The organism is Caenispirillum salinarum AK4 (assembly GCF_000315795.1).
Classification (GTDB): domain Bacteria; phylum Pseudomonadota; class Alphaproteobacteria; order Rhodospirillales; family Rhodospirillaceae; genus Caenispirillum; species Caenispirillum salinarum.
The window spans coordinates 54,782-67,187 of record NZ_ANHY01000003.1; the positions used below are offsets into that span (position 1 = coordinate 54,782).

A 12,406-nucleotide genomic window follows, 5' to 3' on the forward strand; every position below is an offset into this window, starting at 1 on the left:
GGCCCTGCCCGGCGTCTTGCGCGCCGCTGCCCGGTCCCCCGCGATCATGCCCCGTTTTGCCCCAGTTGGTTGCTGTGTTTTGTTGTTGGCATGGTGCCGGGGAACGCGGCGCATGGCAATGAAAAAGGGCTAGTCGTTACATCGAACGGCTATACGGTGCGCTTCCTATGCAACCGGAGTGTAACATTCCTCGAACAGTGGGTGGCGAGGCAGGGAAAAAGGGCCGCCGGAGAACTTTCCGGCGGCCCGTGCAGAGAGGGGCGGAAAAACCCGCAACGGTAGTCAGGCGTCCGCCGTCGCCTCCGGCGCTGTCCAGCGCAGCACCGGCTTGCGGGCGGCGCGGGTTTCGTCCAGGCGGCGGCGCGGCGTCAGGTGCGGCGCGGCGGCGAAGTATTCCTTCGCCTGGCCCGACCGCGCCTTTTCCGCCAGCGCCCGGACGGCGGTGATGAACACGTCCAGCGTCTGACGGCTTTCCGTCTCCGTCGGCTCCATCAGCAGCGCCCCGTGCACGACCAGCGGGAAGTACATGGTCATGGGGTGGAAGCCCTCGTCGATGAGCGCCTTGGAGAAGTCCAGCGTCGAGACGCCGGTGTCCTTCAGGAAGCGGTCGTCGAACAGGGCCTCGTGCATGGTCGGCCCCTCGAACGACGGCGTGAGGACGTCCGACAGCTTTGCCATCAGGTAGTTGGCGTTCAGCACCGCGTCGTCGGACGCCTGCCGCAGGCCGTCGCCGCCCATGCTCATCATGTAGGAGAGCGCGCGGACGAAGACGCCGAACTGGCCGTGGTAGCCCTTCATGCGGCCGAAGGGCGTCTTGCCGGCGCCCTTGCAGGCGGGGTCGGCCTCATGCTCCACCAAGTGCCAGCCGCTGTCCTGCTTGACCACGAAGGGCAGGGGGGCGAAGGGGGCCAGAGCATCGGAGAGCACCGTCGGGCCGGAGCCCGGACCACCGCCGCCATGCGGGGTGGAGAAGGTCTTGTGCAGGTTGATGTGCATGGCGTCGACGCCCAGGTCGGCGATCTTCACCCGCCCCATGATGGCGTTGTAGTTGGCGCCATCCATGTAGACCAGCGCGCCGGCCTCATGACAGGCCGCGCTGATCTCCACCATGTCGCGCTCGAACAGGCCGCAGGTGTTGGGGTTGGTGATCATGAAGGCGGCCACGTCGGGGCCGAGCGCGTCCTTCAGGGCGTCCACGTCCACCCGGCCGGCGTCGTTGGCGGGGATGGAGCGCACCTTGTAGCCGACGGCCGCCGCCGTGGCCGGGTTGGTGCCGTGCGCGCTTTCCGGCACCAGCACGATGGAACGGGCATCGCCACGCGCTTCCAGGGCGGCGCGGATCGCCAGCATGCCGGCCAGCTCGCCATGGGCGCCGGCGGCGGGGCTCATGGCGACGGCGGGCATGCCGGTCATGCGCTTGAGCCAGTCGGCCAGCGTGTCGATCAGCTCCAGCGCCCCTTGCACCGTCTTGGTCGGCTGGAAGGGATGGACGTCGGAGAAGCCGGACAGCCGGGCCAGCTTTTCGTTCAGGCGCGGGTTGTGCTTCATGGTGCACGAACCCAGCGGGAAGAAGCCGGTGTCGATGCCGTAGTTCTTCTGCGACAGGCGGGTGTAGTGACGCACCACCTCGGGCTCCGACAGGCCGGGCAGGCCGACGCGGCCCTTGCGCTTGAGCCCGCCCAGGCGGTCGCCGCCGGCGGTTTCCGGCGCGGGTGGCAGGTCGACGGCGGACTTGCCGGGGCTGTCCATCTCGAAGATGAGCGGTTCCTCGACCTGGAGGCCCTTGTTGCCGGTGACGGTCGGGCTGTTGGCGCCCTGCATGGCGTCCATGGGGTTCATGCCTTCGGGCATCACAGCACCTCCTTCAGCGCGGCGACATAGGCGTCGATGGCGGCCTCGTCGTTCAGTTCGGTGGCGGCGACCATCATCACGTCGGCCAGTTCCTCGTATTCCGGCCAGAAGCGCGCCGCCGGCACGCCGGCCAGGATGCCCTTGTCGGCGAGCTTATCGACCACCTCGGTCGCGTCCTTGGGCAGGCGCACGGCGAACTCGTTGAAGAAGGCCGACGGGATCACCTTCACGCCCTTGATCTGCTCCAGCTTTTCCGCCAGCCGCACGGCGGTGGCGTGGTTGACCTCCGCCAGGCCGGTGAAGCCGGCCTCGCCCAGGAGCGTCATGTGCACCGTGAAGGCCAGCGCAATGAGGCCCGAGTTGGTGCAGATGTTGGAGGTCGCCTTTTCGCGGCGAATGTGCTGCTCGCGCGTCGAGAGGGTGAGGACGAAACCGCGCCGGCCGTCCTCGTCCACCGTCTCGCCGCACAGGCGGCCGGGCATCTGGCGCATGAACTTCTCGCGCGTGGCGAACAGGCCGACGCCGGGGCCGCCGAAGTTGGTCGGGGTGGCGAGGCTTTGCCCTTCCGCCACCACGATGTCCGCCCCCATCTCGCCCGGCGGATTGACAAGGCCCAGCGACAGGGGCTCAGCCACCGCCACCACCAGCAGCGCGCCGACCTCGTGGCAGGCGTCCGCCAGGGTGGTCAGGTCCTTGAGGTGGCCGAAGAAGTCCGGGTTCTGGACGACGACGCAGGCGGTGCGGCTGTCCACGCGGCCCACCAGATCCTCCACCGCCAGCGGGTTGGGGCCCAGCGCCTCGACCTCCGCCGAGGTGTGCTTGAGGAAGGTTTCCGTCGTCGCCGTATAGTGCGGATGCAGCCCGCCCGACAGCAGCACGCGGTCGCGCTTGGTCACCCGGATCGCCATGGCGCAGGCTTCCGCGCAGGCCGTCGCGCCGTCGTACATGGAGGCGTTGGCGACCGGCAGGCCGGTCATCATGGAGACCTGCGTCTGGAACTCGTAAAGGTATTGCAGGGTGCCCTGCGCGATTTCCGGCTGGTAGGGCGTGTAGGCCGTCAGGAACTCGCCGCGCTGGATGATGTAGTCCAGGCTGGCCGGCACGTGATGGCGATAGGCGCCGCAGCCCAGGAAGCTGGCGGCATCCTGGCCCGTGACGTTCTTGCGCGCCATGGCCGAGAGCGTGCGTTCCACGGCCATTTCGCTGGCGTGGTCGGGCAGGTCGGTCGGCTCCCCGCCGCGGGCCGAGTCCGGCACGTCGCGGAACAGGTCGTCGACACTGGCGACGCCGACGGCGTCGAGCATCGCCTTCCGGTCATCGTCGGTGAGGGGAAGGTATCGCATGAGGGTCTCAAGTCCTTCGCGGTGTGCCGGGCGTGCGTGTGCTCAAGTGGCTAGCGGGGTGCGCGGGGAGAACCACCAAGACACAAAGACACCAAGAGAGTGTGCTGACGTCGGCGGGCGTGCATCAGCGGTGGCGGGAGGGCTGGAAGCGCGGCGGAGCCGCAATCCCGCCGCGCCGCCGGTTACCGCTGATCCGCGTTCACCCGGACCCTTGGTGTCTTGGTGCCTTGGTGGTTAAAAGCTTCCCGCACCCCGTCAGGGGCCTTACAACGAAGCCACGTAGTCGTCGTAGGCGGCCTGGTCCATCAGGTCGCTGGTGTCCGGGTCGCCGTCCAGCTTCAACTGGTAGAACCAGCCCTCGTTCTCCGGCGACGTGTTGACCGTGCCGGGGGCGTCGGGCAGGTCCTTGTTGAAGGCGACCACCTCCCCGGCGACGGGGCTGTAGACCTCGCTCGCGGCTTTCACCGACTCCACCACGGCGGCTTCCTCGCCCTTGGCGAGCGAGCGGCCCACCTCCGGCAGTTCCACGAAGACCACGTCGCCCAGTTGCTCCTGGGCGTAGTGGGTGATGCCGACGGTGGCGGTGTTGCCGTCCTCGACGCGGACCCACTCGTGATCCTTGGTAAACCACATGGTCATGAAGCCTATCCCCTGTAGTAGTTCTGCTTGACGAAGGGCAGGGCCGCGACCTCGGCCGGCATGGCCTTGCCCCGCACGATGAGTTGGAGCGGCGTGCCGGGCTCGGCCAGCGCCGCCTCCACGTAACCCATGGCGACCGGCCCGTTGACCGAGGGCCCGAAGCCGCCCGAGGTGATCTCGCCGACCGTGCGGCCGGTCTCGTCCTGAATTTCGGTGTGCGCCCGCGCCGGCGCCCGACCGGCAGGCTTGATGCCCACCCGCTTGCGTGCCGGACCCTCCTCGCGCTGCTTGAGGATGAAGTCGGCGCCCGGGAAGCCGCCTTCCTCCCGCCGGCGCTTGGAGATCGCCCAGGTCAGCGCGGCCTCCACCGGCGTGGTGGTGGTGTCGATGTCCGAGCCGTAGAGGCACAGCCCCGCCTCCAGCCGCAGGGAATCGCGCGCACCGAGGCCGATGGGCGCCACGTCCGCCTGTTCCAGCAGGTGGCGGGCCAGGTGCTCGGCCTGATCGGCGGGGACGGAAATCTCGAACCCGTCCTCGCCGGTGTAGCCCGAGCGCGTGACGAAGCAGGGCACACCGTTCACTTCCAGCGGGCCGGCGGTCATGAAGGTCATGGCCGTGGACGAGGGTGCGAGATGCTCCATCACCTTCGCCGCCGCCGGACCCTGCAGGGCGATCAGCGCGCGGTCCTCCAGGATTTCAAGCTGGCACCCGCGCGGCTCCAGGTGGGCCTTCATGCGGGCGAAGTCGGCGTCCTTCACGGCGGCGTTGACCACCAGATACAGATGGTCGCCGGCGTTGGAGACCATCAGGTCATCAAGGATGCCGCCATTCTCGTCGGTAAACAGTGTGTAACGCTGGCGCCCGGTCTTCAGCCCCTGGATGTCGCCGGTGACCAGCCCTTCCAGCGCCTCCGCCCGGTTTTCGCCGTGGATGCGGCACTGGCCCATGTGGCTGACGTCGAACAGCCCGGCGGCTTGCCGCGTGTGCAGGTGTTCCTTCAGCACGCCCATGGGATACTGCACCGGCATGGCGTAGCCGGCGAACGGCACCATCTTGGCGCCCAGCTCGCGGTGCAGGGCGTCCAGCGGCGTGGATTTCAGGGATTCGGCGTTGGGTTCCGACATGCGGCCTCCGACAGACAGGGCATCGGCCGCGGCGGATGGGCCGCGACGGTGATGCCCCCCTCTGTCCCGAGACCTGAAAGATTCACCGGGCACGGGCCTGCGTTGCGCGGGGCCGGGCCGGGCTTACTTCGTCGGTGAGGGCCGGACATCCCTTCGGAAGGAACGCACGACCCCGCTTTCCAGAGCATCCCCCTGACCCGCGCGGTCCCTGGTGCCTGAGAGTTTCCGGGGGCGGTTGCTCCTTCGGCGCCGGCTTATCCCCTGACGGAGCGGCCGGTCTCTCCCGCGCGGCGGATCGGGATGGCGCTAGTGTAGAGGATCGGCAGGATACGTCAACGGCGGCTGTTGTGCGGTGCGTCGCCCTACCGCGCCCCTGCCGCCGACCGCTCGCGGTTGCGCTGGAGCTGTTCCGGCGTCAGTTGCAGGCCGATGTAAATGTCCTCGTCCGCCAGGCTCTCGCCGGGGGCGCGGGGAAGGGTCAGGGTGATGGGTTCGTCGCGCACCGCCATCACCGGCGTCACCGGATCGGCGAATGCGAAGCGCAGGGGGAAGACCTGCTTGCCGGCCGGGTCGGGGTAATAGCTGGGGATCGCAGCGAAGTAGGAAAAGGTCCCCGTCGCCGTGCCTTCGGGTGCGGCGGGGCCGCGCTCCACCAGGAACTGCGGCACCACCTGCACGATGACCGCGTCGTCCTCGTATTCGCAGGCGCCGCCGTAGCCCTGGATCTCGATGGCGTAGGTCATGTCGGTGATGTCGCGGCCCTGGCCGGCGTACTGCACCATTTGTGCAGTGTCGCGGTCGATGCGCACCGTCGGGCAGGGGGGCGGCGGTTCGTCGTCCAGGTCCAGTCCGAGGGACGAGCAGGCCCCCAGTGCCGCCACGCCTCCCAACACGAGCGCCAGTCGGCCGAAGCGGCGGGCAGGGGCGGTGGCGGCAGCGGCGCGGGCGGTGTCGGAAAAGGGCATGGCGGGGTCCCGAACAGGCGTGGCAGGGTCTTTGAATTCCGAGGTGCGGACCCGCCGAAACGCCGCCAGCCGTGTGCATCTACAGCCGGGCGTGGCTGCCGTCGCACCAGGGCGGCGTGGTGGTCCGCTTGCAGCCACAGAGATACTTGGTCCCCGCGTCCTCGGCAACCTCCACCAGGGGTTTCAGGCCCGTGCCCTTGTGCGACCCGTCGCAGAAGGCGCCGTTCTTCGTCCGGCCGCAGGCGCACCAGAACAGTTTCTGGCCGGCTTCGACCTGCACGGCGAAGGGCTCGGGCTGGGTGACGAGGGGCTCGGCGGGCGTGTCCTGGGGCATGGGCGCGCTCCTGTGCGGGTGAGGCCGGGTGCGGTTTCCCTTTCCGGGCCGCCGGGCGATCTGGTATTGCATGGGGCGGCCGTCCTCCTCACCTGAGGGCGTCCCGCGCCGACCTCAAGACGCTGCCGCATCTTCGCCGGATTCCAGCCGGATACTCTGCTCCATGACCGAAACGCTGAAGTTCCTGCCCCCGCTGACCCTCGTGCTTGCCGGCCCCCGCGGCTTCTGCGCCGGCGTCGACCGCGCCATCCAGATCGTGGAACGCGCGCTGGCCAAGTACGGAGCGCCGGTCTACGTGCGGCACGAGATCGTCCATAACCGGTTCGTCGTCGACGGCCTGCGGGACAAGGGCGCGGTGTTCGTGGAGGAACTGGACCAGGTGCCCGACGACGCGCCGGTCATCTTCTCCGCGCACGGCGTGCCCAAGCGCGTGCCGGCGGAGGCCGGACGCCGGGGGCTGGAGTTCCTGGACGCCACCTGTCCGCTGGTCAGCAAGGTGCACACCCAGGCGGAGCGCCACCACGCCGCCGGCCGCCAGATCATCCTCATCGGCCACGCCAACCACCCCGAGGTCATCGGCACCATGGGCCAGGTGCCCGAGGGCCGCATGATCCTGGTGGAAACGCGCGAGGAGGTCGACACGCTGGCGGTGGAGGACCCCGAGAACCTCGCCTTCGTCACCCAGACCACCCTGTCGGTGGAGGAGACCGCCGGCATCGTGGAAGCCCTGCGCGACCGCTTCCCCAGCATCCAGGGCCCGCGCAAGGAAGACATCTGCTACGCCACCACCAACCGCCAGGCGGCGGTGCGGACCATGGCGGCGGGCGTGGATGCGTTGCTGGTTCTGGGCGCGCCCAACTCCAGCAACTCCCGCCGTCTGGTGGAGACCGCGAAGGACGCCGGCTGCGACCGCGCCGTTTTGGTGCAGCGCGCCGCCGACATCGACTGGTCGACGCTGACGGGTGTCAAGCGCCTGGGCATCACCGCCGGGGCCAGTGCGCCGGAGGTGCTGGTGGAAGAGGTGGTCGACGCCGCCCGCCAGCGCTACACGGTGACGGTGGAGGACGCCACCATTGCCGAGGAAACCATCACCTTCAAGCTGCCCCGCGCGCTGAGTGCGTGACGATCGGCGCCCGGCGCGCTAGAACGGGCGCCGAGTGAAACAGGATCGCAAGGAACGGGGCAGGCATGGCCGTTTACACCGACGTGTCCGACGAGGACCTGGAAGCCTTCGTCGCCGAGTACGACATCGGCGCCGTGGAAAGCTGCAAGGGCATCGCCGAGGGCGTCGAGAATTCCAACTACCTGCTGCAGACGGACACCGGGCCGTACATCCTGACGCTGTATGAAAAGCGGGTGAACCCGGACGACCTGCCGTTCTTCCTGAACCTGCTGGACCACCTGGCGGCGCGCGGCGTGAAGTGCCCCACGCCCATCCACGGCCGCGACGGGCGGGCGCTGCGGGAACTGTGCGGACGTCCCGCTGCCATCACCAGCTTCCTGCGCGGCATGTGGCCCAAGCGCATCCTGCCGCACCACACCGCCGAACTGGGCAAGGCCATGGCGGAGCTGCACGCCGCCGGCGCCGATTTCCCCATGAGCCGCCGCAACGACCTGTCGGTGGACGGCTGGCGGCCCCTGTTCGACCGCTGCGCCGACGCCGCCGACTCGGTGCGCCCGGGCCTGCGGGAGACGGTCGCGCGGGAACTGGACGTGCTCGAGGCCCGCTGGCCCAGGGACCTGCCGACGGGCGTCATCCACGCCGACCTGTTCCCCGACAACGTGTTCTTCCTGGGCGAGAAGTGTTCCGGCCTGATCGACTTCTACTTCGCCTGCACCGACGCCTTTGCCTACGACATCGCCATCTGCCTGAACGCCTGGTGCTTCGAGCCCGACGGGCAGTTCAACATCACCAAGGCGCGCAACCTGCTGCTGGCCTACAGCCGCCTCAAGCCCGTCAGCAAGGCGGAGTTGGAGGCGCTGCCGATCCTGTGCCGGGGCGCGGCGATGCGGTTCCTGCTGACCCGCCTGTATGACTGGGTGAACACGCCGGAAGGGGCCATGGTCAAGCGCAAGGACCCGGGCGAGTACCTGCACAAGCTGGTCTTTCATCAGCAGGTGGACAGCGCGGCGGCCTACGGCCTCGACCCGGCGGACGTGGCATGAGCGAGGACGCGGGCAACAAGACGGTGGAGCTGTACACCGACGGCGCGTGCTCGGGCAATCCGGGGCCGGGCGGCTGGGGCGCCATCCTGCGCTTCAAGGGCGTGGAGAAGGAACTGTCGGGCGGCGAGGCCCAGACAACCAACAACCGCATGGAGATGATGGCCGTCATCGAGGGCCTGAACGCGCTCACGCGGCCTTGCACGGTGGACGTCTACACCGACAGCAAGTACGTGATGGACGGCATCACCAAGTGGATTTTCGGCTGGAAGAAGAACGGCTGGAAGACCGCCGGCAAAAAGCCCGTCAAGAACGCCGAACTGTGGCAGGAACTCGACGCCGCAGCGCGCCGTCATACGGTGGAGTGGCACTGGGTGAAAGGCCACGCCGGCCACGCCGAGAACGAGCGCGCCGACGCGCTGGCCCGCGGGGCCATCAAGACCATCGGCGGGCAAGAGGCGGCAGAGAAGGCGGACTGAGGGCCGCCGCGGTCCGGCGGGCCGGTCGGAGCCCGCCGCAAGGTGATACCGGACGACACTTGAAAACATACAGTTGTCGTCCGGCAAGGCCGACCGGCCGCCGCGCCTAGTGGCGCGTGAGGCTGCGTGCCGCTTGGAGCCGAAGGCGTGCGCGGAAGCGCGCACACCGCAGCCTCGATGATTTCAATCATCGAGGCGTATGAGGACGACCTCCCCCAATCGGGATCAGCATTCGGGACGGCCCGACGCGAGAGCCGGAGGACTTTTCGTGCGCACGACGTGGGATCGCATCCGCCAGGCCGTCAGCTTCGAACTGATCGGCCTTCTGGCGATCACGCCGCTGGCGTCCTGGCTGTTCGGGGTGGGCATGGGAGAGGTCGGTGCCCTGGCGGTCATCGCCGCCACCATCGCGACCGCCTGGAACTACATCTATAATCTGGGTTTCGACCACCTTCTGCGGTGGCGTCGGGGGCACACGCGCAAGACGCTGGTGCTAAGGGTCGTCCATGCCATCGGCTTCGAAGGCGGGCTGTTGCTGGCGCTGCTGCCGCTGATTGCCTGGTGGCTTGGGATTTCCCTGGTGGATGCCTTCGTGATGGACGTGTTTTTTGCGGCGTTCTACATCGTTTACGCCTTCGTCTTCACATGGGCATACGACACGATCTTCCCCGCTCCGGATTTCGCCCGGCAGACCTGAGGACGAGGCGGCGCGATGCCGGACGGCGGGCGTCGCGCCGCTGTCGTTCGTCACCCAGCCGGCTTCTCCCAGCCCTCGATCTTGGCCTTCACCACCTGCGCGGTGTCCGTCCACTCCGGCGAGGCCATGTCCACGAAGGTGCCGGTGATGGCTTCCGGCGGCGGCAGGGTTTCCGGGTTCTCGCCGGGATAGGCGGTGGCGCGCATGCGGGTGCGGATGCGGCCGGGGTCCAGGATGTTGGCCTTGATGGCGGTGGTGTTCTCCACCTCGTGGGCGTAGGTCTTCACAAGGCATTCCAGGGCCGCCTTGGACGCCGCGTAGGCACCCCAGTACGGGCGGCCGTCGGCGCCGGCGACGCCCGAGGTCACGAAGAGCGCGCGACCGGCGTCGGACTGGCGCAGCAGCGGGTCCATGGCGCGGATCAGCCGCCAGTTGGCGGTGACGTTCACGTCCATGCAGGACTGCCATTCCTTGATGCCGATGTGGCCGACCGGCGCCAGCATCCCCAGCACGCCGGCGTTGCCGACCAGCGCGTCCAGCCGGCCGTAGCGCTGGTAGAGCGCCGCGCCCACCTGATCGATCTTGTCGTAGTCGGTCAGGTCCTCGGCGACCAGGACGGCGTTGCGGCCCGTGCGAGCCTTGATCTCGTCGTCCAGTTCCTCCAGCGCGCCCTGGGTCTTGGCGAGCGCGATGACGGTCGCGCCCTCGTCGGCGAAGCGCAGGGCGACGGCCCGTCCGATGCCGCGCGAGGCGCCGGTGATGAGGCAGATGCGGTCCTGAAGTCGTCCGGTCATGGGTCCTGAAATCTCTGTGCAAGGGAGTGCCCGATCAGGGCGAGGGGGCATCATGCCCGCCCCGCCGCCGGCTGACAATGCGCGAGCGCAATGGGTGCCCCGACCGACGTTTCGCCTGATTCGGAATCCCGTTGCCGCGCGGTGCATGTTCCGTATATGTTCTCATTCAGACAGCCACCCATCCGCCGGAGCATGCCGCCATGTCCCGCCGCCGTTCCGACGCCGCGCCCGCCGCGGCGCCCCCGTCGTCGCGCGTATCCGACGCCTTTCCCCCCGCCGCCGAGGTGACGGAAGGCTCGCGCCCGCGCAAGCCGCGCCGCTACAACCCGCACGAGGCGCCTCCGCCGCCGCCGTCCTCCGCCGCGCCGCCGCCGCCGGACGGCGAGGGCGGCCCGATGACGTTGTGGAATTTGGTGCAGTTCGGCATCGACGTCTTCTGCTGGTGCAATCGCTGCAGCCACCATGCCGTGCTGCCCGTGCGCGTGCTGGCCGTCCAGATGGGGCCGGCGACGCCCGTGCCGGCAGTGGCGGCGCACGTGGTGTGTTCGGGCTGCGGCGGGCGGGAGGTGGCGACTCGCCCCGCCTGGCCGCCGCGCGGGCCGGTTAGCCGCCACTCGCCCACGCCCACTGGCGGCGACGGGGGTGATGGCGGCAATGGCGGCGATGCGCAGGCACGCGTCCCGGCCGGGGCTCCGTCGACAGGCGACGACCCGGCATAACCGACTCGCCCGCCCCGACATAAACACACGCATGCCGCCGAGCCCTGGACAGGCCGGAGGATGCTGGCATAATACGCGATGTTTTTGGGGTTTCTTCCGTCGGAGGGGGAGACCGATCGTCACCGCGGTTCGCGGTTATAAGAGGGGTTGTACTCATGTCCGTTACCGGCAAGACGCTCGGCATCGTGCTCATCGGTCTCGTTGGCCTTCTGGTCTACCTGGCGATCCACATCGGCAGCAACTTCCAGATGCCCGGTGTCGCGACCGCCATCACCTACTTCGGGCTGTTCATGACGTTCACGCTGCTGTGCGTCGTCATGTACCTGACCACCGCCCCCGCCGGCGACGCCGACTGACGATCATCCGCCGCCTGCGCGCAGCCTTCCGGCGCAGCGCAGGCGTGGAGGCCGCTCGGAAACGCACGCTTGTCCGCGTCTTGAAGGGAGACGCGGACGGGCGTGCGTTTTGCGTTTGAGGAAGGCGCCTCGGGCGCATTGCACGAGGCGGTGCGCGAACGGCCAGGCAGGAACCGTTTGGTCCTGCACTCCCTCCAAGGATGTAACATTTACCCCATCGTGTATAACGCCGCGTTGCCGCAAATCCCCGGCCTTAGCAGGTGGAGTCCGCTGCCATGAAACAGCCAGGGTTCTTGGTGTCGCTTGTGGAGATCGCGCGTGCGACTTCCGCTATGCTTGCAGGGATGCAGGAATCCCAAGGCCTTGCGACATTGCCGCCCTGTGGATAAGTTGTGGGATAAGTGGCGGAAAGCGGCCCCGCCCCTGGAGGGTTTCGCCTCAGGAACGGCCGCAGGGTCGTCCGCCCTGGGCCCGGCGGCGCCATGTATCGGCTTGGCCTCCGCTCAGACCCAGACGCGCTTGCCCTGCAGATAGGAGCCCAGCTTGCGGTCTTCCTTGATGATGTGCTCCACCAGCCAGGCCGCCAGGAAATCAATGAGTTCCTTCTTCACCTCGTCGGTGGGCGTGCGGACATACTTTTCCGCCATCAGCAGGACCTGCGCCGTCAGCGCCTGGTGGATCTGCTTGTGGCGCTCGTAGTCTGGATAGTCCGCGCCCTTCATGCAGGCTTCTTCCCGCGTGAAGTGGTCCTTGGTGTATTGCACCAGTTCGAGAATGATCTTGCCGACGACACGGTCGCTCTTGCGGCCCTCGATGGCGTCGTTCAATTCGTTCACGAAGCTGATGAGCTTCTTGTGATCCTCGTCGATCCGGGGATCCCCGACACTCAACGCCTCGCGCCATGCCAGAAGCGGCATTTCCTCGTCGCCCCCTCTCGATCAA

14 protein-coding genes and 1 riboswitch are annotated in these 12,406 nt (G+C 68.3%); of the genes, 6 read left to right on the forward strand and 8 right to left on the reverse strand.

From position 1 onward, the window contains the following. Window positions 1–282: 282 nt before the first annotated feature. The 6 genes from gcvPB to C882_RS01695 all read right to left on the reverse strand — a co-directional run bounded on the left by gcvPB (window position 283) and on the right by C882_RS01695 (window position 6,256). Window positions 283–1,851, reverse strand: coding sequence for an aminomethyl-transferring glycine dehydrogenase subunit GcvPB (gene gcvPB / locus C882_RS01670; protein ID WP_009538791.1), 1,569 nt, complete (start codon window positions 1,849–1,851; stop codon window positions 283–285). Next, window positions 1,851–3,194 (reverse strand): aminomethyl-transferring glycine dehydrogenase subunit GcvPA, encoded by a 1,344-nt coding sequence (gcvPA, locus tag C882_RS01675; protein ID WP_009538792.1) that lies wholly within the window; start codon window positions 3,192–3,194, stop codon window positions 1,851–1,853. Before gcvPA ends, gcvPB begins: the two co-directional genes overlap by 1 nt. Before the next feature lie 264 nt (window positions 3,195–3,458). After that, window positions 3,459–3,833, reverse strand: coding sequence for a glycine cleavage system protein GcvH (gene gcvH, locus C882_RS01680; RefSeq protein WP_043643033.1), 375 nt, complete (start codon window positions 3,831–3,833; stop codon window positions 3,459–3,461). 5 nt (window positions 3,834–3,838) lie between these two features. Continuing rightward, window positions 3,839–4,957, reverse strand: coding sequence for a glycine cleavage system aminomethyltransferase GcvT (gcvT, locus tag C882_RS01685; protein ID WP_009538793.1), 1,119 nt, complete (start codon window positions 4,955–4,957; stop codon window positions 3,839–3,841). Between the two features lie 192 nt (window positions 4,958–5,149). Further along, window positions 5,150–5,253, reverse strand: a riboswitch (glycine riboswitch). A 66-nt stretch (window positions 5,254–5,319) separates the two neighbouring features. Next, on the reverse strand, window positions 5,320–5,922 hold the full coding sequence (locus C882_RS01690) for a hypothetical protein (protein WP_009538794.1): 603 nt from the start codon (window positions 5,920–5,922) through the stop codon (window positions 5,320–5,322). A gap of 79 nt (window positions 5,923–6,001) precedes the next feature. After that, window positions 6,002–6,256 (reverse strand): CDGSH iron-sulfur domain-containing protein, encoded by a 255-nt coding sequence (locus C882_RS01695; RefSeq protein ID WP_009538795.1) that lies wholly within the window; start codon window positions 6,254–6,256, stop codon window positions 6,002–6,004. Between the two features lie 163 nt (window positions 6,257–6,419). Here C882_RS01695 and ispH point away from each other — a divergent pair, with 163 nt between their 5' ends. The 4 genes from ispH (at window position 6,420) to C882_RS01715 (ending at window position 9,595) form a co-directional block, all read left to right on the forward strand. Next, window positions 6,420–7,379 carry a 4-hydroxy-3-methylbut-2-enyl diphosphate reductase gene (ispH, locus tag C882_RS01700; protein ID WP_009538796.1) on the forward strand — a complete coding sequence of 320 codons (960 nt, stop codon included), beginning with the start codon at window positions 6,420–6,422 and terminating at the stop codon, window positions 7,377–7,379. A 65-nt stretch (window positions 7,380–7,444) separates the two neighbouring features. Then, a complete protein-coding gene (locus C882_RS01705) occupies window positions 7,445–8,422 on the forward strand; it encodes a homoserine kinase (protein WP_009538797.1) in 978 nt (325 codons plus the stop codon). Further along, window positions 8,419–8,898: a ribonuclease HI gene (gene rnhA, locus C882_RS01710; RefSeq protein WP_009538798.1), complete on the forward strand. Its 480-nt coding sequence runs from the start codon at window positions 8,419–8,421 to the stop codon at window positions 8,896–8,898. Before C882_RS01705 ends, rnhA begins: the two co-directional genes overlap by 4 nt. 268 nt (window positions 8,899–9,166) lie before the next feature. Then, window positions 9,167–9,595 carry a PACE efflux transporter gene (locus tag C882_RS01715; protein WP_009538799.1) on the forward strand — a complete coding sequence of 143 codons (429 nt, stop codon included), beginning with the start codon at window positions 9,167–9,169 and terminating at the stop codon, window positions 9,593–9,595. A gap of 50 nt (window positions 9,596–9,645) precedes the next feature. On the opposite strand, the gene C882_RS01720 is transcribed toward C882_RS01715, so the two are convergent. Further along, complete coding sequence (locus C882_RS01720) at window positions 9,646–10,389, reverse strand: SDR family NAD(P)-dependent oxidoreductase (RefSeq protein WP_009538800.1); 744 nt, start codon at window positions 10,387–10,389, stop codon at window positions 9,646–9,648. Between the two features lie 200 nt (window positions 10,390–10,589). On the opposite strand from C882_RS01720, the gene C882_RS22795 reads away from it, so the two are divergent. Together C882_RS22795 and C882_RS01730 are read left to right on the forward strand one after the other, a co-directional pair. After that, on the forward strand, window positions 10,590–11,108 hold the full coding sequence (locus C882_RS22795; protein WP_009538801.1) for a hypothetical protein: 519 nt from the start codon (window positions 10,590–10,592) through the stop codon (window positions 11,106–11,108). A 155-nt stretch (window positions 11,109–11,263) separates the two neighbouring features. Continuing rightward, entirely contained in the window at window positions 11,264–11,464 is a 201-nt protein-coding gene (locus C882_RS01730) for a hypothetical protein (RefSeq protein ID WP_009538802.1), read from the forward strand. A 503-nt stretch (window positions 11,465–11,967) separates the two neighbouring features. Here C882_RS01730 and C882_RS01735 read toward each other — a convergent pair. Further along, on the reverse strand, window positions 11,968–12,381 hold the full coding sequence (locus C882_RS01735) for a bacteriohemerythrin (RefSeq protein ID WP_009538803.1): 414 nt from the start codon (window positions 12,379–12,381) through the stop codon (window positions 11,968–11,970). Window positions 12,382–12,406 lie beyond the last annotated feature (25 nt).

Coding starts and splice junctions, on each gene's coding strand:
- gcvPB (WP_009538791.1), bottom strand. CDS start 1,851: ATGCCCGAAGGCATGAACCCCATGGACGCCATGCAGGGCGCCAACAGC.
- gcvPA (WP_009538792.1), bottom strand. CDS start 3,194: ATGCGATACCTTCCCCTCACCGACGATGACCGGAAGGCGATGCTCGAC.
- gcvH (WP_043643033.1), bottom strand. CDS start 3,833: ATGACCATGTGGTTTACCAAGGATCACGAGTGGGTCCGCGTCGAGGAC.
- gcvT (WP_009538793.1), bottom strand. CDS start 4,957: ATGTCGGAACCCAACGCCGAATCCCTGAAATCCACGCCGCTGGACGCC.
- C882_RS01690 (WP_009538794.1), bottom strand. CDS start 5,922: ATGCCCTTTTCCGACACCGCCCGCGCCGCTGCCGCCACCGCCCCTGCC.
- C882_RS01695 (WP_009538795.1), bottom strand. CDS start 6,256: ATGCCCCAGGACACGCCCGCCGAGCCCCTCGTCACCCAGCCCGAGCCC.
- ispH (WP_009538796.1), top strand. CDS start 6,420: ATGACCGAAACGCTGAAGTTCCTGCCCCCGCTGACCCTCGTGCTTGCC.
- C882_RS01705 (WP_009538797.1), top strand. CDS start 7,445: ATGGCCGTTTACACCGACGTGTCCGACGAGGACCTGGAAGCCTTCGTC.
- rnhA (WP_009538798.1), top strand. CDS start 8,419: ATGAGCGAGGACGCGGGCAACAAGACGGTGGAGCTGTACACCGACGGC.
- C882_RS01720 (WP_009538800.1), bottom strand. CDS start 10,389: ATGACCGGACGACTTCAGGACCGCATCTGCCTCATCACCGGCGCCTCG.
- C882_RS22795 (WP_009538801.1), top strand. CDS start 10,590: ATGTCCCGCCGCCGTTCCGACGCCGCGCCCGCCGCGGCGCCCCCGTCG.
- C882_RS01730 (WP_009538802.1), top strand. CDS start 11,264: ATGTCCGTTACCGGCAAGACGCTCGGCATCGTGCTCATCGGTCTCGTT.
- C882_RS01735 (WP_009538803.1), bottom strand. CDS start 12,381: ATGCCGCTTCTGGCATGGCGCGAGGCGTTGAGTGTCGGGGATCCCCGG.